The sequence below is a fragment of the Cypionkella sp. TWP1-2-1b2 genome (genome assembly GCF_049896245.1).
In the GTDB taxonomy this organism is placed as follows: Bacteria; Pseudomonadota; Alphaproteobacteria; order Rhodobacterales; family Rhodobacteraceae; genus Cypionkella.
The window spans coordinates 42,795-61,287 of the sequence record NZ_JAFCTX010000019.1 but is presented as its reverse complement, the minus strand read 5'-3'; the positions used below and the strand labels follow the sequence as shown (position 1 = coordinate 61,287).

The following is an 18,493-nucleotide window of genomic DNA, read 5'->3' as shown; positions in this document are numbered from 1 at the left end:
AATCAGTCTTGCTGTTTGCGTTTTGGGGCAGGCGCTTCCCGCGCCTTGACCAGACGAACAGCCGGCTTCTCGGGGTCGATAGCCGGTGCCGGGAACGGCAGCGGAACAATTACTTCTGCCGCGTCCAACAGGCTATATTCCCAGACGACTTTGTCGCCGTCACGCGCTACGACGCAAATATCTGAGACGGACGTCTCCAACCGGTTAAGTTTGTATACAACTTCGACACGTTGGACCTCCGGCAGCCCAAACAGACCTTGATCATGGTCATGGAAGGCCAACGCCAACTGGGTAGAAACATTCGAAGTGCGGCCAGTTTCGTCGGCCTTTTTGAACCGAAACAGGACCTCGTCCTGAACGAGGAACCTGAAAGATTCCCCGCCGTCTATAATGACAACATGACGCATTTCTGCGAAAGCGCGATGCGCCCGGTCGATGATTTGCTCCCAAACGAAGTTCGCTCTGCTACGCTTCACCCGCCAAGTGACTGATTGTTCGCTGCCCTGCCAGTCCTCCCAAGCGCCACGCACGGCACCAAGGATCTGGTCTCGCACGGTGTCGAGCACGGGCTTCACTGCATCTTGGTTCGGAATCGGCATGTTTCGCCCCTCTTGATCTTGGAGATCGTACATGACGATTTTTACAAAAGCAATCCCGAATTATTCATCCAATTATTCTTTGGAGTGCTTTCGTTTAGTGCCTGACTGTCCATCAAGCGATTTCACCTCAACGCCACCTCAACCCGCGTATGCAGTTTTGCCCCTTTCCAACCCGTCACAATCCTTCGAAATCCATCCAGTGCAACCGAGCGGCGACTAGAAGGAATTTCGATTTCAAAGACTTGGCGCCTAAGTGGCTGAATTTAAACGATTACCTAGAACTGGGGTCCATAGGCTCATAACCTGAAGGTCACAGGTTCAAATCCTGTCCCCGCAACCAAATTTACACGTAAGATCAAAGACTTAAAAGCCGAGCGTTTCACTCGGTTTTTGTCGTTCCAAATTCTTGTCAACACCTGGTCAACGTTTGACGAGTCCCCCCTGAAAAGTGCGGGATTTTTTGATTTAGCCTTGCAGCCCACCCAAAACACGGCCGCGCGGTTTGCACCGCGCGGCCGTGTAAATCTCACTTCGCGTTTTCGGCCAGCCACGACGTCATCAGCGCGATCTCGCCAACTTGTGCCGCGATGATTTCATCGGCCAGCTTGCGCATCTCCGGGTTCTCGCCATGTGCCAGCAGCACCTGAGCCATGTCGATGGCGCCCTGATGGTGCGCAATCATTCCGCAGGCGAAGGCCACGTCGGGGTTTTCGATCATCATGCCTTCGTGCATCGCGGGCATCGTCACCATCATTTTGCCCATGTTCTCTTTGACATGTGCAGGCATCGACTCAAGATCGACCCCTCCCATGCCCATCATTTCCATCATGCCGGTGTTCATGCCGTCACCCGGCTTGGCTTGGGCGTTGCCGTGACCCATGGCCGAATGATCCATGCCGCCAGCGGCCGCCGCAGCGATGCACTGCTCCGGCAACTTGAATGCGGCATCCTGGGCAAACACTGGCATTGAGAGTGAGGTAGCGCCGAGCGCCGCCGCGAAGATTGTCTTTGCGATGGTCATCGTGAGTTCTCCTGAGATGTGGATTTGTGTTGAGATATCATATGTTAACGTAGCCGCGCGCAGTGGGTTCCTCCTTATATAGTGGGCGCTTCGACAGTATCAGAGCTCCACTCGCCGAAGCCGGAGGACATTCGTGATCACCGAGACTGACGACAGACTCATCGCAGCGGCCGCGATCATCGGCGACAGCAACAGGCCGGTGACCGGATAAAGCACACCCGCCGCGATCGGCACGCCCAGTGCATTGTAGGCAAAGGCGAAGAACAGGTTCTGCTTGATGTTGCGCAGCGTTGCTCGTGCCAGCTTGCGGGCCCGAACGATGCCCATAAGGTCACCGCCCAACAGGGTTATGCTCGCACTTTCCATCGCCACGTCGGCACCGGTGCCCATCGCGATGCCGACATCCGCTGCGGCAAGGGCCGGGGCGTCATTCACTCCGTCCCCCGCCATGGCGATCTTGTGACCTTCACGGCGCAACTGGTCGATCAGATCTTTCTTGGCCTCGGGCAGTACCCCGGCGCGGACCTCGTCGATGCCGAGTTTGTTCGCCACGGCCTGTGCTGTACGTTCGTTGTCGCCCGTCGCCATGATGACACGCAAACCCTGCGCATGGAGCTCTTTGATTGCCTGCGCCGTGCTGTCCTTAATCGGGTCGGCGACCGCCACAATGCCCGAAAGTGCGCCGTCCACTGCGATGAACATTGCCGTCTTGCCCAGCGCGCGCAGGGCATCGGCCTGCGCCTCGGCCAGCGCTGTATCCAGACCCATGTCCTGCATCATCGCGGCATTTCCGAGCGCGACAGTACGACCGTCGACCTTGCCACGCACACCTTTGCCAGTGACCACCTCAAAGTCTGCGACGTCCTTGCGTGCCGCGCCAATCGCCTCGGCCCCTGCAACGATTGCTTCGGCGAGCGGGTGTTCCGAGCCACGCTCAAGGGCCGCTGCAAGGGAAAGCAGATCCGCCTCCTGCAAGTTACCCAGCACGACAGTGTCGGTCAGCTTTGGTTTGCCCATCGTCAGCGTGCCGGTCTTGTCGACGATCAGTGTGTCGACCCCGGCCATTCGCTCCAATGCTTCAGCGTCCTTGATCAGAACGCCCGCCTGCGCGCCCCGCCCCGCGGCCGTAGTGATAGAGATCGGCGTGGCCAGCCCAAGTGCGCACGGGCAGGCGATGATCAGCACCGACACCGCCGAGGCGATGGCAAAGACCAGTGCCGGTTCCGGACCGAACACCAGCCAAGCTGCGAAAGAGAGGATGGCAATGCCGACAACGGTCGGCACGAAGACCGACGAGACCCGGTCGGCCAACCCCTGAATAGGCGCACGGGACCGGCGTGCGTTCGAGACCATCGCCACAATCTGCGCCAGAACCGTATCGGCGCCGACCTTGCCCGCCTCAATCACGAGGCTGCCGTTCTTGTTGATCGTGGCGCCGGTCACCGGATCGCCCGGGCCCTTTTCGACAGGCATTGACTCACCGGTCAGCATGCTTTCATCCAGGCTGGACCGGCCTTCGATCACCATCCCGTCGACAGGTATCGCATCGCCTGGCCGCACCCGCAGGCGGTCGCCTTGCATGATGTTTTCCAGCGGCGCGTCGTATTCTGATCCGTCGGAAAGGATCCGCCGCGCGGTCTTGGGCGCAAGGTCCAGCAGCGCGCGGATCGCATCACCTGTGCGTTCGCGTTCGCGCAGTTCCAGCACCTGGCCGACAAAGACCAGAGCCACGATCACCACGGCCGCCTCGAAGTAGGTGCCGACGCCGTGACCCATCCGGTACTGCTCTGGAAAGACCCCGGGCAGGAAAGTGGCGACAATCGAATAGAGATAGGCCGCCGCGACCCCAAGGCTGATCAGCGTCCACATGTTTGGGGACCGGTTCACCAGGGAATCCCAACCGCGTTTGAAGAATGGCAGGGCTGCCCAGAGGATGACTGGAGTGGCCAGCGCAAACTCCAGATAGCTGGCCGTCTGATGCCCGATCCAGTCACGCACCGGCAATGCCACCAGTTCGCCCATCGTCAAAACGATCAGCGGCACCGCGGCCGCCGCCGAAATCCACATCCGGCGGGTGAAGTCGGTCAGTTCCTCGCTTGGTTCATCCGACGGCAGCATCGGCTCCAGTGCCATGCCACAGATCGGACAGGCACCCGGCGCATCGCGGACGATCTCGGGGTGCATCGGGCAAGTGTATTGAACGTTGGCCGGAGCCGCCTTCTTTCGCCCGGCCGCGCGACCCGAGGCATAGAACCAGGGATCGGCCTTGAATTTCGTCTGGCACTTGCCGGAACAGAAATGGAAGTCGGTGCCGCCAAAGCTCTCGGTCCGCGTGTCGGGGCTCACCGTCACGGTCATGCCACAGACCGGGTCGTTGGCGGTTGGCCCCGTCCTAGTGGCGGACGCTGCAGGAACCGCCGACATCTCTGGGTCTGCCGGGTGATGATCCGCGTGGTCAACAGTTTTTGACATGGGGTTCTCTTTTCGTTTTCGGTGCTGCGTGAAGTCCGCTGGATAGCTTTAGAAATTAGTGTGCCCCAACTCAGCGTTGGGAGGCCAAGTGTAGATCAGTATCCTGGCCGTATCTCAGCGGACATCGGCCTGTCTGCGGCAGCCGTTTCCAGCGCATATGTGACGCTTGCCCTGCGATCCACAACGACGTAACCGATCCGATCAACGCAAGCGGCACCGACCTCAAGCATGTGCACAACGTCTTCAAGACGCCGCTGTGGCGCAGTGCCTTGAAACTGGACACCGACGGGATGCTGCAGCCAGTGCCGGTTTACTGTGTCCTCTGTGCTTTCGGCCCAAACAGCCCGTCGAGACCACCTCCATGCCGCAGTGTGGCTCGCCAGACCTGCCATTCAGGCTTGCCTCAGCGTTGCAGAACGGACAACGTTAGCCAAGCGGGGCACTATAGTGTCTCCCAGTTTGCTCCTGTTTGAAGAAAGGTACGAAGGGTGTCTTTTGCAAAGAATTTCCCGATCGTTTGTGTCGGCGGGTCTGCTGGCGGACTTGACGCCTACACGCGGCTTTTGAAAAACCTGCCAGCCGATATGGGCGTCGCAATCGTAATCGTAAATCACCTACGAACCGTGTCTACGATGTTGCACGAGATTCTGCCGCGTTACACGCCAATGCCGGTAGAGCTGATATCAGACCGATTGGACGTTCGCCCGAATTGCGTGTTCATTATTCCGGAAAAACGTGACCTCCACGTCCTGAACGGGGAGTTTCGCCTAAGACCGATCTCGAAGCCAAGGGGATGGCCCGATGTCATCACCGTCTTCCTGCGCTCGCTAACGGAGAACTGGACCGGCCAACTGGTTGCGGTCATCGTTTCGGGATACGATGGTGATGGGGCAGCCGCGCTATGTGGCATCAAAGATGTTGGGGGAATCACGATCGCCCAGAAGCTCGATACAGCCGTTCAGCCTGATATGCCGCAGAGCGCAATAGAAAGTGGCTGCATCGACTTCATCCTCTCGCCAGAAGAAATCGCGAAGCAGATTCGGCTAATCGCGGATCGGGCGGACGGTTGATACAGCCGATAGCCGATAGCCGGTATCCATTTGCTCGTCGCGAAATGTGGGGATTGACTGACATTCCGGTTGCCTGCGTTTGCACAGGCAAGATGCCGCAAATGCAACCGGCGGCTTTCACGATAATCGGCTGACGAGGTATCAAGCCTGCGTCGGCCTGCTTTCCGCCTTCGCTGCCATTGGTGAAGCCTCGCTCGCGCTGGTGGGCTTTAGCAGACATCAGGCTAACCTGTCGTCCGCCAGCGTCAGCTCATCGTCCCCCGCGGCGAAACTCCGTCGACCCCGCCCGTCCTGTAGCCAAGGGATGTCAATATGACAGACGAAGCCATCTGCCGACAGAGCGCTCAGTCCTGTTTACGAGCAGGCAAGCCCTTGTGACTGGTGGATGCCAAGTCATCAAGCTCCTGTTCCGTCATGGTTTTGGCCATTTCCTTCGAGGCACCTTTCAACGCAGATATCTTGGTCTCGCCCCGTTTAGCTGACAGCGCGGCACCGGCTGCCATTTGCTGCGCTTTGGATTTGGCGGGCATGGTCCATTCCTTTCTAAAAGGGCGGTGCCATGTGGCACGCATAATCACAACGCTTTGCAGAGGAAGTTGTTCCAAGCAAAGCAGGGCGAGGGAACTTTTCTCCTTAACTTGCATTAGCTAGAGTGACCCGTTTATCGGCAAGGCCGAAAGAAAGGCAGAACATGTCAGCTCCTCAAACCAACATCGAAAAGCAAAAAAGACGGCACAGGGGACCATTGATTGGTATGGCGCTTGTGACGATTTTTGGCGTGGCGATGATTTTCTTCTGGCTTATGGGTGAATCGGCAAATAGCAAAAAGCGGGATTTTCTCCAGCCTGCTGGCGCGGAAACGACCCCCGCAGCACCTGTCCCGCCTCAAACCTCGCCAGAAGTTCCGCCCGCGCCTTGAGGGTTTGATCTGAATGGCAAGCCGTCTGGCCTTGGCCGTGACTGAATGGCTTGGCCAAAGCCAGACAGCCCTTCTGCTCGTTGGTCTGCGGCCGTTGGTATAAAAGGTTGGGCGTAACATTCTGCTGCATCCAGAATGTCGGGATCCTTCAGAATTTGACCGACCTTTCGCATCAGATGCGCATACGGACCACGCCTCGGATGGAAGGTGCATTGGCAAAGTGGAATAATTCAACGGCCTTGTACGCGCAAACTGGCCAGACAGCTCTGCAAACGCGGGCTAGCAACTCCAGACGCGCCGTGACGGGCCGCGAAGGTTTTCAGGTGGCGTGCATTGCCATCAACGCAAGGACGTTTCCGGGCTGCGATCAGCCGGTGAGCAGTCAGGGTGAAGCTGCCGTCGGAATCTTTGTTGAATTTTAGTTCGATTAGGCAGTTCTTCGACAGCCTTGCCTTTAAAAAGCTAGGAGAGTTCAGCCAATGGAACGTTTGTCGTGTTCGGACGTTGATAACTCAGCCGCAACTGGAGGCCACCGAATGATCCTTACCATTTCGATTGTTGCGGCGCTCGTCGGTCTTGGTTTTGCCAGTGCAGCCGCTTTTATGCCCGATACCGGCGTTGATGGAACGGCTGGCGCGTTTTTAGCTGTGTTTGGTGCGCTTTCAGTCACGGTGGCGCTTGGCGTGTTGATGGTATTAAGCGGGCCCTTCAGAGCACGTGGACTTTTACGCTCGGCCGCAATCATCGTGTCAATTCTTACAGCTTTGGCCGCGTGGTTTCTGATGCAGAATATTGTTTTTGCCGCTATGATCGTATCGCTTCTGGCCTTGGTGGCAAGCAGCGCAACAGCGGAGCGTGAAGCAACCTTATGAAATCAAATGCTTTTATGGTGGGGTTCTTCGCATTTTCCGCAGCACCCGCGCTTGCCGATCAGCCGATCTGGAGCACGTTCAATGGTGATCTTGCCGCTACGAAATTTTCCGATGCCGCCACGCTGACGCCGGAAAGCATACCTGCGCTGGAACGTGCATGGGAAGTGCGCACCGGCGATGTGTCGGACGGGTCGGGTGATGTGCCTGCCACGGTATGGTCGGCCACACCGATCTACGCCAACGAAACGCTGTATCTTGGCACGCCATTCTACCGCATTTTGGCGCTCGATCCTGCAACGGGGGCCGAGCGGTGGAGTTATGATACCAAATCGACGCTTGAAGCGTTGACTCAACCTGCGTTGAAAAACCGGGGTGTGTCCTATTGGGAAAGCGGAACTGACGGGCCTTGCGAAAAGCGTGTTCTGATCGGGACGATGGATGCGACGCTGCATGCGGTAGATGCTGATACCGGCATGCCCTGCACAGAGTTTGGCGACAATGGCGTGCTGAACGTCAACAAATGGAACGAGACGAACGCGGTCTTTCCGTTTTCATTGTTGCAGCCTCCTACAGTGGTCGGAGATACGATTCTGATTGGCTGGTCTGGCAAAGACTGGGCCTATTCCGTGGAGCCGCCCGGAAACCTGATCGCGGTCGATGCTCGCACGGGCGCATTGAAATGGGACACAGGGTTCATTCCGCCCGAATTGATCCCGGTGACCGGCACGGCGAATATATGGTCGTCAATGTCAGTCGATGCGGACCTTGGCCTTGTCTATGTTCCTGTGTCATCGCCCTCGCCCAACTATTGGGGCGGCAACCGGACTGCACCGATTCCGCTGGCGACATCTATCACCGCGATCCGCATTGATACGGGTGAGGTCGAGTGGAGCTTTCAGCATGTTCACCATGATGTCTGGGATTATGACACGCCGTCGGCACCGACTTTGGTTGAACTGACGCGCGACGGCCAGAAGGTTCCCGCATTGGTGCAGACGACCAAACAAGGCTTCATCTTCGTGCTGGACCGCCGCACCGGCCAACCCCTTTTCCCGGTCGAGGAGCGCGCGGTGCCAGCCAGCGATGCGGATGGCGAGCAACTGTCGCCAACCCAGCCCTTTGCCGATGTGCCAAAGCCCACCATCAACCACGCGGCGCTGCCCGAGGTCTGGCCGCTGGCCGATGCGCTTTCTTTTGGTCAATGTTCGCGCGACCGGGAAACCTATCGCTATGAGGGGCTTTATACCCCGCCGTCCGTGCAAGGCACTTTCCTTTGGCCCGCGACCGCAGGCGGCAACAATTGGGGCGGGGCGGCGGTCGATCCGCGCACGGGTATTTTGTATGTGAACACCTCGCAGGTAGTTCAGGTGATCCGTTTGATCCCGCGCGCAGATTATGCGGCCGAGGTGAAGGCCGCGACGGCAGATGGCAGTGACCCCAGTGGCAATGAGGCGGGGTTTTATGCCCAGGAAGGCTCTCCTTACGGCATTGAACTGTTTGAATGGCGCACATCCCTTGGGCTGCCGTGCTGGAAACCGCCTTACGGGACGTTTTCGGCTTATGATCTGAACACCGGCGATCGGCTTTATGAGGTGCCGTTCGGGCTGGCGCAGCAGTGGGGTTTTTACGGCCTGCGATCATGGGGATCGCCTACGTTGGGCGGGCCGGTTCTGACCTCGGGTGGGGTTATCATGATCGGCGCGTCGATGGATAACCGGGTGCGGGCGCTGGATGCCGCCACGGGAAAAGAACTGTGGTCAGATCTTGTCGCTGCACCTGCGGTGTCGATACCGGCGGTGTTTACGCATCAGGGTGCCGATTATGTGGTCTGGGCGGTCGGGGGCAACTCCATCCTGAAACCGCAGGTTGCTGATCAGGTGGTCGCCTACCGCCTGCCACCGAAGGAGTGAATGTATGAGGATCGCCACACCTATATTGCGGGCCACACCGTGAACAGTTGGCAGGGCAGCTATTGCGGCCCTGCGCCAAACCCGGCCGACTTATTGGCGCGTTGGAACTTTGATCCTTGGGCACTGGCCATTTTGGTGGCGCTGACGCTGTGGGCAGGGCGCACCCGGCCCGGCGCTGCGGGTATCATCGTATTGGTATTTGCGTTCCTGTCGCCGCTTTGCGCGCTGTCGTCGGCGCTGTTTTCGGCGCGGGTGGTACATCACGTTCTTCTTGTGGCGGTTGCGGCCCCGCTTTTTGCACTCTCGCGCCCGGCGCGGGCGACAACGGGCGTCGGGCTGCCTTTTCTCTTGGCCACCGCCGCGCTGTGGCTTTGGCATGCGCCCGCCGCCTATGATGCGGCACTGGGGCATATGGCGCTCTACTGGGTCGTGCAGGCGACCTTGTTTGGGTCTGCATATCTCTTCTGGCGTGCCGCATTTTCGCAACCCGCCGGGTCGGGCGTGGGGTGGGTGTTTCTGGCCTACCTTGCGATGGGGATGCTGGGCGCGATCCTGACTCTTGCGCCGAATGCCGTCTATGCAACCCACGCTGTGGCCCCGCTGTTATGGGGTCTGTCGCCGCTGTCTGACCAGCAGCTTGGCGGCCTGATCATGTGGATGCCCGCAGGTTTGCCGTTCGCAGTTTGGGGCGCCATGCTGGCGCGGCGAGCGTGGCGTCACATGGGAGAACCACTGTGATCTGGGCTGAAGGACTGGTCCCGCACCTCAAGGCGCTGCACCTTAGCTTTGTCGCAGTCTGGGTTGCTGGCCTGATCGCCTTACCCCGGATGCTGGCCCGCCACGACCGCGCCATCGTGCAGGCCGAATTCGCACAGATCCGTCGCGCCACGCATTTTGGTTATGTTTGGGTCATAACCCCCGTGGCGATTTTGGCAATTTTCACCGGATCAGCCCTTATCTTCATACGTGAGATTTTCACCGTTTGGATTTTTGTGAAGCTAGTCCTCGTGACTGGGCTTGTCGCGATGCACGCATGGATCGGCCACACGATCATAGCCGTGGCCGAAACCGAAGGCGCACACGACCCGCCAGAGCCGCTGGTGCCAACGATCCTCATTTTCAGTCTCGTGGTCGGCGTCCTGTTTCTTGTTCTGGCCAAGCCCGAACTGGGCGAACTGCCGATACCGTCGTGGCTTATGCAACCATTGGGGCGTCAGTTGCCCTTTGATACTCCCAATCCATAGTCGAAAACGAGCTTTCCGCCATGCCAACCCGTCGCCGCCACCACGATGACCGCAAAGCCGGACATGAGCATGCCCCAAGGCAGAATGGCGGACTCGTATCCAGTCAGCCGCCACCCCCAGTTCAGGCCGAGCAGGGACAGAAGCATCACGGCGATGACGAAATGGGTCCAGGCTGCGGCGCGGATGCGGATGCCGGGGACCATCAGCAATTCCATTGCGCCGCTGGCCCCGGCAAGCAGGCCGAACAGAAAGGCGGTGCCGGTGGCCCAAAGCGCGGCCCAAGCCCAGTTTCCCTGACCCGACCACCAATACAGCAGGTCCGCGCCAAAGGCACAGAACGTCAGGGCCACCGGAAAGGCCACGGTCATGGCATGCAACGGATGACCCCAGATCGCGACGCGGCTTTCGGTTTGCTGAAAGGCGGGGTCGTTGACGATAGGGTCCTCAAACGGGGCAATATCCTCTGCCACTTGCTTCATCTTTTGTGTCACCCGAAACTCCTTCGCGGCCTTGTGCTTGGGACAACGCTTCAGATTGCAACTGGTTGCCAGGAACGGCTTTCGATGTTGCACCCGGCGGGTCCGGCAGCCCGGACCATCGCCGATTTGTGGTGGATCATGCTGGCTGGCGGGGTGGCGATCTTTCTGTTGGTTATGGCCTTGCTGTTTGCCGCCCTGTCTCGCCCCGCCAGTCCGTCGGTTCACGGCGAGGACGAGCGCGGGGCGCGTGTCTGGATGTGGGGCCTTGGGCTTGGCTTTCCACTGGTAACGCTGGCCGTGCTGACGGGATACGGCCTTGTGATTGGTGAGCGGCTGTTGCCGCGCGATACGCCCGATCTGGTAACCGTTCAGGCCGAGGCGCGGCAATGGGCCTGGACGTTTCGCTATGCCGACACCCCCGTGCCCGCGACCGAGGGCGTGCTGCACATTCCCGCACGCCGCCCGGTGAATGTCGAGATCACCAGCACCGATGTGATCCATTCGTTCTGGGTTCCGCAGCTGGCGGGCAAACTTGATGCGATCCCCGGCCATGTGAACGTGCTGCGGATCGAGGCCGCAGACCCGGGCACATATGATGGTCAAAGTGCTGAATTCAGCGGGCAGGGTTACCGGGAGCATGTGTTCACGGTCGAGGCGCATGATCCGGCGTCCTGGGCCACATTCCTGCAGGAAGGCTCACCATGACCGACGCGCCAAAACGCGGCACCGCCCTGCGCCTGCACCGGGCACTGGCGCGGATATGGGGATCCGACCCGCGCTTTCGCGGCTGGTTCACCACCAGCAATAACAACGACATCGGCATCCTGTTCCTGATCGTCGCGACCACATTCTTTGTCATTGGCGGCATCCTTGCAATGCTGATCCGCGCACAGCTGGCCACGCCAAACTCGGCCTTCATGGAACCGCAGGTCTACAACCAGATCTTCACCATGCATGGCACCGTGATGATGTTTCTGTTCGCCATCCCGTTTTTCGAGGCGATGTCGATGCTGCTGCTGCCGGGCATGCTGGGCACCCGCGATCTGGCGTTTCCCCGCCTTGGGGCCTACGGGCTATGGGTCTATATCTTTGGCGGTTCTGCGGTCATTATCGCCATGCTGATGGGCCTTGCCCCGGATGGCGGCTGGTTCATGTATCCGCCGCTGTCATCCGCCGCATTCTCGCCGGGGATCGGGGCCGATGTCTGGCTGCTGGGCATCACGTCAATCGAAGTATCGGCCATCGCGACGGCTATCGAGGTGATCGTGACCGTCCTGCGGTATCGCGCGGCGGGGATGAGCCTGTCGCGGATGCCGATTTTTGCGTGGTACATCATTGTGGTGTCGGTGATGATCCTGACGGCGTTTCCGCCAATGATCCTGGGATCGCTGTTGCTGGAGGTCGAACGCGCGCTCGACTGGCCGTTCTTTCAGGTGGAAAACGGCGGCGATCCGCTTTTGTGGCAGCACCTGTTTTGGCTGTTTGGCCACCCGGAGGTGTATATCATCTTTCTGCCCGCCGCAGGCATGATCGCCACCATCTTGCCGGTGATGGCGCGCACAAACCTGCTTGGCTACGGCTGGGTTGTGGCGGCGGCGGTGTCGCTGGCAGTGCTCAGCTTTGGCCTCTGGGTCCACCACATGTTCACCACCGGCATCCCGCACCTGGGGCTCGCGTTCTTTTCCGCCGCCTCGACGCTGGTCGCTGTGCCGACATCGGTCATGATCTTTTCATGGATAGGCACTCTGTGGAAAGGCCGCGCCCGGATGGAGTTGCCGATGCTGTGGATCATGGGGTTCTTTGCGACCTTTGTGATCGGCGGGCTGACGGGCGTGATGCTGGCCGTGGTGCCGTTCAACTGGCAGGTCCACGACACCCACTTTGTGGTGGCGCATCTGCATTACGTCCTGATCGGCGGTTATGTGTTTCCGATGGTGGCCGCCATATACTATTTTCTGCCCCTGCTGACGGGAAGCACACGTTTTTTCAGGCTGGGCGAGGTGGCGTTCTGGCTCGTGGTGCCTTCGTTCCACATCACCTTCCTTGCGGTTCACATGGCGGGGCTGCTGGGTCAACGCAGGCGCACCTGGACCTATGATGCAGATCAGGGATGGACGGCATTGAACCTCGTGGCCTCTATGGCATCCTTCGTGATGGCCATCGGCTTTGCGCTGATTATCCTTGATGTGGCGGTGAATGCGTTTGTCGCGGTGCGCGGGCGGCGCAACCCATGGGAGGCGGGCACGCTGGAATGGGCGGCGGCGATACCGTCGCCTGCCTACGGGTTTGCGTCGATCCCCATCGTGCGGGGCCGCTATCCACTGCACGACGACCCGGAACTGGCGCTGCGCATTGCGCGGGGCGAGGGCTATCTTGGTGACACACAGCGCAACCGCCGTGAAAACCTGATCGTGTCAACTGCGCGGGGCGTGCCTGCCCAAGTGGTGGTGCTACCGGGCAATTCAGTGCTTCCCTTCCTGCTGGCGGTGGTCACCAGCACATCGTTTTTGGCCCCCCTGTTCGACGCCTACTTTGTCGCGGGGCTTGCGTTGGTGGGCGTGATCGCGCTCGCGCTGGTATGGGCGTGGGGTCTGGGATCGCGTGTGGACGAGGGGCTGGTTGACGCGGGGCACGGTGCGATGCTGCCGCCGGCATCCGAAAGTGCTGACCCGCCGGGCTGGTGGGGATCTTTGTTTTTGCTGCTGGCAGACGGGGTGCATTTCGGATCACTGCTGTTCGGCTACGCGTTCCTGTGGACCGTGGCCCCGAACTGGCCGCCGCAGTCCTATCTTCAGCCCCAACTTTGGGCCGTTGCCCTTGCGCTGACGGGTGCGTTGGCGCTTACTGTAGGGCCGCGCCTTGCGATGCGTGCGATAAGGCGCAGTCACGCTGCATGGGCCGCATTGGGCCTCGGACTTGTTGGCGCTCTGGCGCTGTCTGTCGCTGCCGCAACGGTGATTCTGGATCGCCCCGACCCCGCCAGTCATGCCTATGACGCCACGCTGTGGTTGCTGGCGGGCCATGTCGGGCTGCACACTTTCCTGTCAGCGATCATGCTGTGCTTTCTGGCTGCGCGGGTGGCCGCAGGGTATGCCTCGCCCGCTCGCATTGGCGAGGTGCGGATTGTGGCGCTGTGGGCCGATTTCACTGCCGCGACCGGGCTTGTCGCGCTGGCGGCGGCGTGGCTACCGGGAGCTTTTGGATGATCGAAATTCTGCGCTTGTCGCTGCCCATTTCTCTCTGGATTACCGGGTTCAGCGCTGTGTATGCCCTTCAAGGACTGTCCTGTTCACGCCACTGGCCTGATGACTTGGAGGCCCGCCCGGTTCTGCTGGCCGCATGGTGCGTCACGATTGCTGTGCAGATGCTCTGCCTGATGGCAGTCTTATACGCGCCCTCGCGGTCACGTTTCATCCAGTCGACGGCTATTGCGATTGCAGGGACAGCGCTGATTGCGGCGATCTGGACGATGGTAGCTGTGCTGGCTGCATCGGTCTGTCTGTAATTCCGGGCAGCTTTCTGGCGAAATGGATTGAGGTTGCTCGGGCGGGCGTTCACGATTCGTTACTCGGTCCAGTTTTCAGCATGGCTACGCTTTGCCGCGATCAGCACCGCCAGTTTGGAAACCAGATCGGCAGAATCGTAGGGTTTTATGTACACGACAAGGTTGGGGAAACGCATTGCCAGTTGGGGCGTAATGCCCACCCCTGATTGAATAATTATCGGAATATTAGCGTCCAGAAGCAGCATCACGACCAGTGTTACATCGCCGTCCGTCAAATTGAAGTCCAAAATTGCGGCGGTGATTGGTCGCTTTTCGATCAGCGCTAGTGCATTTTCAACGCTGGCGACCGGCCCCGCAACCTCTCCCCCTGCATCCTCTACCGCCAACGCCAAATCCATGGCGATGAAGATCTGGTCTTCGGCAACAAGCACGAGAGAACCCGTTAGCACCGGAATTTCTCCCATTTGTGACGACGCCTATCCATAGTTAACAACGCCCTACAGAGCAAGGCGTTCCACGGTCGCCGAAAGATTTGCTGTCAACCCGTCCGCGTCCCAGATGAACGCAAGATTGCCATGAAGCTGACCTTCGATACCGTGCCGGGCCAAGACACTTCCGAAGCCTTCCTTGGCAGGCGGCCCAAGGACTGACGGCCCACCCCGTTCTTGCCACGACAACTCAATTTCGTTCTTTTTGATGACCCAGGAAATCTTGATGTGACCTAGTGGTGTTGAGAATGCACCGTATTTTGCAGCATTGGTGGCTAACTCGTGCAACACGAGCGCCATTGCTGTCGTGGATTCTGTCCCCAAAATGACCTGCGGTCCCTGAACCACCACCCGAATGTCGTCATCAGGGGTTGCGGCATCCGTATAGGGCTCCACAATCGCCCGAACGAGATCCTCGAGCGTAGTTTCGCGCGATGCGCCTGACGCGGGTTTGTTTATTCTTATAAGGGCGTGCGCTTGGGCGAGTGCCGCGATCCTTCCGCGAACTGTCTTGGCCAAATCTCCAGCCGTCAGAGCCGAGCGCACGCTGAGTGACACCATGCCACTAATGATGGAAAACAGGTTCTTTACCCGATGATCCATTTCTTTTAGCAAAAGGTCCTGCAGCTTTTCGCTGAGTCTCTGATCTTCCACGTCTGTATTTGTGCCAAACCAACGGACGATCTTGCCGCTTTCGTCGCGAATGGGTTGGGCGCGTGACAAGAACCAACGATAGGTTCCATCTGCGCCACGTAATGGGAAAGTGTCTTCCCAGACTTCGCCCGTGCTCACACAATGATTGAGGTGTTTGACCACCCGCTCGACTTCGGCTGGATCATGGACACTGCGCCAGCCCTGACCCTTCATTCCTTCAAGTGTTGTGTTGGTGTAATCGAACCAACGCTGATTGAACCAAAAGATATACCCCTTTGCGTCCATGATCCACGCAAGTTGTGGAATGGATTCCGCAAGCGCATGAAATTGTTTTTCGCTTTCACGAATTCCGGCTTCAATTTTGTCGCGCAGCGTGACGTCCACGAATGTGCAGACCACTCCGGTAATGACGTTGTCGACGGTCCGATAGGGGCGGATGCGCATTTCGAATGACATCGTCGCATCCTTCAGCGTCACCGGGCGCGTAGTGGGCGAAAGCGTCCGCAACACGGATTTTACATCGGTCGCCAAAGCCGAATAATCCAGCAGGCTGACGATCTCGGTAATTGGTCTGCCGATATCGGTATCCCGGACGCTGAAGATATCGGCAATGCCCCGCGTGAAATTGTTGATCCGCAAATGTTCATCCAAAAACAGAGTAGCAATATCGGTGCTTTCCAGCAGGTTTTTGATATCGCTGTTCAGATGGGTCAGCATTTCAGTCTTGCCGATCATCTCGACGTTGATGGTCTGCAACTCTTCGTTGATCGACTGCATTTCCTCTTTCGAGGTTTCAAGTTCCTCATTGGATGATTGCAGTTCTTCATTGACGGACTGGTATTCTTCGTTCGACGATTTCATTTCCTCATTTGTGACTTCCAATTCGTCAATCGTCGACATTAACTGCGCACGGGTGGTGCGCAATTCTTGTTCTAGCGCATGTATTGAGTCATTGGCGTCTTTCGTTTTTTGCGCTTTCGTTTCGGCGGGGGCTGCTTTGCCGCTGTCCTGAAAGGCCAAGACGATGTATTCCGCCGCTTCGCCTATCGGTTCTGCGATCAGCGTGACCATATGTGGCAGTCCTGCCAGCCGCAGCGGTATGTCGCGCTTTTGCACCGGCGCATTTGTTGCTGTCACCTCTTGCAAAATCGCCCGCACAGCGGCGCGCAGCGGCTTTCGCAAAATGTCGTATAACGCAAAACTTGGCGTGCCAGCCGATGGTTCAAGGTAAGGACCGACTGCCCCACCTGAAAAACTGACAATCTGTTGGTTCCTGTCGACCACAATATGTGGCGGATAGTATTTCTCCATCGCACGGCGGGCGTTCTTGTCGATCCGGTCACCAAAGCCCGTTACCGGTGCGGCAGGTACCGGCTTGGAATCGCCAGCGGTGCTGCGCATCAGCAGATCAGGCAGAACTGTGCCATCGGTGTCGCGACGCTCAAAAATGCGATATTTCTTGTCTGTAGCGCTGAACAATTTGGCAGTGCGGGTTACAGATTCGGAAGATCCCAGGAACAGCCGCCCACCGGGTTTCAGTGCGTAGTGAAAGCTTCGCATGACGCGGTCCTGCATCATCGGGTCGATATAGATCAAAAGATTGCGGCAAGAGATCAGGTCAAGTTTGGAAAATGGCGGGTCCTTAATGATGCTGTGCGCCGAAAATACGCACATTTCGCGAATTTCAGGCACTATAACCGCGTCATTACCTTGCTGCTTGAACCAACGCTCCATGCGTTCAGGCGAAATGCCAGCGATTGGACTTTGGTAGCGTCCAATCCGTGCCGCCGCGATAGCGCGATCATCAATATCGGTGCCAAATATCTGGATTTTGGGCTTTGGACGTCGATTTCCGATCGCTTCTCGCAGCAATATGGCGATGGTGTAAGCTTCATGCCCCGTCGCACACCCCGGCACCCAAACCCGGACCGTCTCATCTGCACCTTTGTTGGCAACAAGGCCTTTCAGAACAGTTTCATTCAACGCCTCGAAGGCGGCCGGATCGCGAAAAAATTGCGTCACCCCGATTAACAACTCTCGAAACAACTGGTCCAGCTCTTCCGGCTGATCGCGGACCCTTTGAATGTAGGCTTCGGTGGTTTCAATCTGCAGCAACTGCATCCGGCGTTGCAGCCGTCGCAGCAGCGTTTTTTCCTTGTATTGCAGAAAGTCGTGCCCGGTCCTTGCCCGCAGTGCGCCGAAAATCGTCGCAATGTGTTGGGCAGCATCGGTCCTTGTTCCATTGTCGTCTTTGTTGACTGACACTGAATGCAGGTGTTTTCGGTATTTTACCAGCCGCGCAGGCATGGCCTCAACCGCTAGCACTTCATCAACCTGCCCGGATGCAGCGGCACTTTGCGGCATGCCCGGCAACGCATGGCTGTCATATTCGGCTTGGGCAAGGGTGAGTCCGCCGTTTTCCCTGATCGCGGCGGATCCCAGCGTGCCATCGCTTCCGGTCCCTGACAGGATGATGCAAACCGCGTTTTCGCCCTGATCGGAGGCAAGCGACTGAAGAAAGGTGTCGATGGGTCGGCGCGTGTGGCGTGGTGGCGCAGGCTTGACGACCTGAAGGTGGCCGCTGCTGATCGTCATTGTCGCATCGGGCGGAATGACAAAAACGTTGTTGGCTGTTACCTGCAGCCCGTCAACCGCCTCGATCACTGGCATTGACGTTGATTTTCCAAGAAGGTCTGCCAACATACTTTTGTGGTCAGGTGATAGGTGCTGGACAAGGACATAAGCCATTCCGGTATCCTGACCGGTGCTGGCGAAAAAGCTACGGAACGCCTCCAGGCCACCGGCCGATGCGCCAATGCCAACGATCAAAGGTGCCGCTGGACCTGATGCCAAACCTGTTGGGGACACACCCGACGTCTTTGCAGATTTAGGTGCCTTTTTTTCCATCGCGGAGTCGCACCTTTTCTGGGCTGTGTGTTGGCTTAAGCTGAAGCTCGCATTTTGTTGTCGGTCTCTATCGGTAGGCGAATGAACGCCCAGAGTCGACGCCTTTTCGATGGCGATCGCCGATAGTGGGACGAAGCGCTGGAGGCCGGGCGGGCTATTGCGATGACCGCAAGACCGGCGCGCTGACATCTAGGTCAAGGCCCGATCAGTAGGTCACATGCCAAGGGTAGCACGCTTGTCCAGTACTGGACCCATACAAAACCAGCCTGCGTGGTCGCGACACCATGCTTGACAGCTTGGCTTTGGCAATCGGCCAATGGGCTGCGCGGCATTCTGCCTGCAGCGCCGGTCGG

General features: G+C 58.5%; 16 protein-coding genes. 9 read left to right on the top strand and 7 right to left on the bottom strand.

Annotation, left to right across the window (positions count from 1 at the left end):
• Positions 1-2: 2 nt before the first annotated feature.
• The 3 genes from ACP7AP_RS13785 to ACP7AP_RS13775 form a co-directional block, all read right to left on the bottom strand.
• Positions 3-599 carry a hypothetical protein gene (locus ACP7AP_RS13785; protein WP_426034784.1) on the bottom strand — a complete coding sequence of 199 codons (597 nt, stop codon included), beginning with the start codon at positions 597-599 and terminating at the stop codon, positions 3-5.
• 526 nt (positions 600-1,125) lie between these two features.
• Positions 1,126-1,620 carry a CopM family metallochaperone gene (gene copM, locus ACP7AP_RS13780; RefSeq protein ID WP_426034783.1) on the bottom strand — a complete coding sequence of 165 codons (495 nt, stop codon included), beginning with the start codon at positions 1,618-1,620 and terminating at the stop codon, positions 1,126-1,128.
• 99 nt (positions 1,621-1,719) lie between these two features.
• Positions 1,720-4,044, bottom strand: coding sequence for a heavy metal translocating P-type ATPase (locus ACP7AP_RS13775; RefSeq protein WP_426034811.1), 2,325 nt, complete (start codon positions 4,042-4,044; stop codon positions 1,720-1,722).
• A 536-nt stretch (positions 4,045-4,580) separates the two neighbouring features.
• On the opposite strand from ACP7AP_RS13775, the gene ACP7AP_RS13770 reads away from it, so the two are divergent.
• Positions 4,581-5,162 carry a chemotaxis protein CheB gene (locus tag ACP7AP_RS13770; RefSeq protein WP_426034782.1) on the top strand — a complete coding sequence of 194 codons (582 nt, stop codon included), beginning with the start codon at positions 4,581-4,583 and terminating at the stop codon, positions 5,160-5,162.
• A gap of 344 nt (positions 5,163-5,506) precedes the next feature.
• Here the strand turns inward: ACP7AP_RS13770 and ACP7AP_RS13765 are convergent, their stop codons facing one another.
• A complete protein-coding gene (locus tag ACP7AP_RS13765; RefSeq protein ID WP_426034781.1) occupies positions 5,507-5,692 on the bottom strand; it encodes a DUF3008 family protein in 186 nt (61 codons plus the stop codon).
• A gap of 161 nt (positions 5,693-5,853) precedes the next feature.
• Here ACP7AP_RS13765 and ACP7AP_RS13760 point away from each other — a divergent pair, with 161 nt between their 5' ends.
• The 5 genes from ACP7AP_RS13760 (at position 5,854) to ACP7AP_RS13740 (ending at position 10,107) form a co-directional block, all read left to right on the top strand.
• The gene (locus tag ACP7AP_RS13760; RefSeq protein ID WP_426034780.1) at positions 5,854-6,081 is read left to right on the top strand and encodes a hypothetical protein; all 228 of its coding nucleotides are present in this window, start codon (positions 5,854-5,856) and stop codon (positions 6,079-6,081) included.
• A 536-nt stretch (positions 6,082-6,617) separates the two neighbouring features.
• Positions 6,618-6,953, top strand: coding sequence for a hypothetical protein (locus ACP7AP_RS13755; RefSeq protein ID WP_426034779.1), 336 nt, complete (start codon positions 6,618-6,620; stop codon positions 6,951-6,953).
• Positions 6,950-8,863, top strand: coding sequence for a PQQ-binding-like beta-propeller repeat protein (locus ACP7AP_RS13750; RefSeq protein ID WP_426034778.1), 1,914 nt, complete (start codon positions 6,950-6,952; stop codon positions 8,861-8,863). The genes ACP7AP_RS13755 and ACP7AP_RS13750 overlap by 4 nt, the downstream gene beginning before the upstream one ends.
• Positions 8,864-9,601, top strand: coding sequence for a cytochrome c oxidase assembly protein (locus ACP7AP_RS13745; protein WP_426034777.1), 738 nt, complete (start codon positions 8,864-8,866; stop codon positions 9,599-9,601).
• Positions 9,598-10,107, top strand: coding sequence for a CopD family protein (locus tag ACP7AP_RS13740; RefSeq protein WP_426034776.1), 510 nt, complete (start codon positions 9,598-9,600; stop codon positions 10,105-10,107). The genes ACP7AP_RS13745 and ACP7AP_RS13740 overlap by 4 nt, the downstream gene beginning before the upstream one ends.
• On the opposite strand, the gene ACP7AP_RS13735 is transcribed toward ACP7AP_RS13740, so the two are convergent.
• Complete coding sequence (locus ACP7AP_RS13735; RefSeq protein WP_426034810.1) at positions 10,077-10,586, bottom strand: DUF2231 domain-containing protein; 510 nt, start codon at positions 10,584-10,586, stop codon at positions 10,077-10,079. The two genes, ACP7AP_RS13740 and ACP7AP_RS13735, sit on opposite strands and share 31 nt — an antisense overlap.
• A gap of 84 nt (positions 10,587-10,670) precedes the next feature.
• On the opposite strand from ACP7AP_RS13735, the gene ACP7AP_RS13730 reads away from it, so the two are divergent.
• From ACP7AP_RS13730 to ACP7AP_RS13720, 3 genes are read left to right on the top strand one after another with little or no spacing between them, the layout of a single operon-like run.
• On the top strand, positions 10,671-11,291 hold the full coding sequence (locus tag ACP7AP_RS13730) for a cytochrome c oxidase subunit II (RefSeq protein WP_426034775.1): 621 nt from the start codon (positions 10,671-10,673) through the stop codon (positions 11,289-11,291).
• Positions 11,288-13,792: a cbb3-type cytochrome c oxidase subunit I gene (locus ACP7AP_RS13725; RefSeq protein ID WP_426034774.1), complete on the top strand. Its 2,505-nt coding sequence runs from the start codon at positions 11,288-11,290 to the stop codon at positions 13,790-13,792. The genes ACP7AP_RS13730 and ACP7AP_RS13725 overlap by 4 nt, the downstream gene beginning before the upstream one ends.
• Positions 13,789-14,091, top strand: a complete 303-nt coding sequence (locus ACP7AP_RS13720; protein WP_426034773.1) for a hypothetical protein — start codon at positions 13,789-13,791, stop codon at positions 14,089-14,091. The genes ACP7AP_RS13725 and ACP7AP_RS13720 overlap by 4 nt, the downstream gene beginning before the upstream one ends.
• Positions 14,092-14,150: 59 nt before the next feature.
• On the opposite strand, the gene ACP7AP_RS13715 is transcribed toward ACP7AP_RS13720, so the two are convergent.
• The gene (locus tag ACP7AP_RS13715; RefSeq protein WP_426034772.1) at positions 14,151-14,555 is read right to left on the bottom strand and encodes a hypothetical protein; all 405 of its coding nucleotides are present in this window, start codon (positions 14,553-14,555) and stop codon (positions 14,151-14,153) included.
• A gap of 33 nt (positions 14,556-14,588) precedes the next feature.
• Positions 14,589-18,140: a chemotaxis protein CheB gene (locus ACP7AP_RS13710; RefSeq protein ID WP_426034771.1), complete on the bottom strand. Its 3,552-nt coding sequence runs from the start codon at positions 18,138-18,140 to the stop codon at positions 14,589-14,591.
• Positions 18,141-18,493 lie beyond the last annotated feature (353 nt).

Bases quoted from the DNA above. Each gene is read 5' to 3' on its own strand.
- ACP7AP_RS13785 (WP_426034784.1), bottom strand. From the start codon at position 599: ATGCCGATTCCGAACCAAGATGCAGTGAAGCCCGTGCTCGACACCGTG.
- copM (WP_426034783.1), bottom strand. From the start codon at position 1,620: ATGACCATCGCAAAGACAATCTTCGCGGCGGCGCTCGGCGCTACCTCA.
- ACP7AP_RS13775 (WP_426034811.1), bottom strand. From the start codon at position 4,044: ATGTCGGCGGTTCCTGCAGCGTCCGCCACTAGGACGGGGCCAACCGCC.
- ACP7AP_RS13765 (WP_426034781.1), bottom strand. From the start codon at position 5,692: ATGCCCGCCAAATCCAAAGCGCAGCAAATGGCAGCCGGTGCCGCGCTG.
- ACP7AP_RS13760 (WP_426034780.1), top strand. From the start codon at position 5,854: ATGTCAGCTCCTCAAACCAACATCGAAAAGCAAAAAAGACGGCACAGG.
- ACP7AP_RS13755 (WP_426034779.1), top strand. From the start codon at position 6,618: ATGATCCTTACCATTTCGATTGTTGCGGCGCTCGTCGGTCTTGGTTTT.
- ACP7AP_RS13750 (WP_426034778.1), top strand. From the start codon at position 6,950: ATGAAATCAAATGCTTTTATGGTGGGGTTCTTCGCATTTTCCGCAGCA.
- ACP7AP_RS13745 (WP_426034777.1), top strand. From the start codon at position 8,864: ATGTATGAGGATCGCCACACCTATATTGCGGGCCACACCGTGAACAGT.
- ACP7AP_RS13735 (WP_426034810.1), bottom strand. From the start codon at position 10,586: ATGAAGCAAGTGGCAGAGGATATTGCCCCGTTTGAGGACCCTATCGTC.
- ACP7AP_RS13730 (WP_426034775.1), top strand. From the start codon at position 10,671: ATGTTGCACCCGGCGGGTCCGGCAGCCCGGACCATCGCCGATTTGTGG.
- ACP7AP_RS13725 (WP_426034774.1), top strand. From the start codon at position 11,288: ATGACCGACGCGCCAAAACGCGGCACCGCCCTGCGCCTGCACCGGGCA.
- ACP7AP_RS13720 (WP_426034773.1), top strand. From the start codon at position 13,789: ATGATCGAAATTCTGCGCTTGTCGCTGCCCATTTCTCTCTGGATTACC.
- ACP7AP_RS13715 (WP_426034772.1), bottom strand. From the start codon at position 14,555: ATGGGAGAAATTCCGGTGCTAACGGGTTCTCTCGTGCTTGTTGCCGAA.
- ACP7AP_RS13710 (WP_426034771.1), bottom strand. From the start codon at position 18,140: ATGGAAAAAAAGGCACCTAAATCTGCAAAGACGTCGGGTGTGTCCCCA.